Origin of the sequence: Aeromonas sp. OTU364 (assembly GCF_038440395.1) — a bacterium.
Lineage (GTDB): Bacteria > Pseudomonadota > Gammaproteobacteria > Enterobacterales > Aeromonadaceae > Aeromonas.
The window spans coordinates 1-606 of record NZ_JASATR010000040.1; the positions used below are offsets into that span (position 1 = coordinate 1).

General features: G+C 66.0%; 1 protein-coding gene. It reads right to left on the minus strand.

What is annotated here, in order from left to right; all coding sequences use genetic code 11:
- On the minus strand, positions 1 to 606 hold a 606-nt coding region (locus tag AAHB08_RS21090), incomplete at both ends, for a cadherin repeat domain-containing protein (protein WP_342059992.1).

The window sequence follows — 606 nt, forward strand, 5'->3', positions numbered from 1 at the left end:
CCGTCGCTGGCCAGGACGCTGAAGCTGTAGCTGGACTGGGTCTCGTGATCGGGGTTGCCGATCAAGGTGACAGCGCCGGTGATGGCGTTGATGGTGAACTTGTTGGCATCGGTACCGGCGAGGCTGAAGGTCACGCCGGCGCTGATGTCGGCGCTGTCGTCGGCGGTGGTGGTGTAGACGACCTGGCCGGCACCGCTGTTTTCATTGAGAGCGGCCGCAGTGCCACCGGAGGTGATGGTCGGTGCGATCTCGTCGAGGTTGTTGACCGCGAGGGTGACGGCCTGCTCGGTGGCCGGGTTGACGCCATCGCTGGCCAGGACGCTGAAGCTGTAGCTGGACTGGGTCTCGTGATCGGGGTTGCCGAGCAGGGTGACAACGCCGGTGGTGGCGTTGATGGTGAACTTGTTGGCATCGATACCGGCGAGGCTGAAGGTCACGCCGGCGCTGATGTCGGCGCTGTCGTCGGCGGTGGCGGTGTAGACCACCTGGCCGGCGCCGCTGTTTTCATTGATGGCGGCCGCGGTGCCACCGGAGGTGATGGTCGGTGCGACCTCGTCGAGGTTGTTGACCGCGAGGGTGACGGCCTGCTCGGTGGCCGGGTTGACG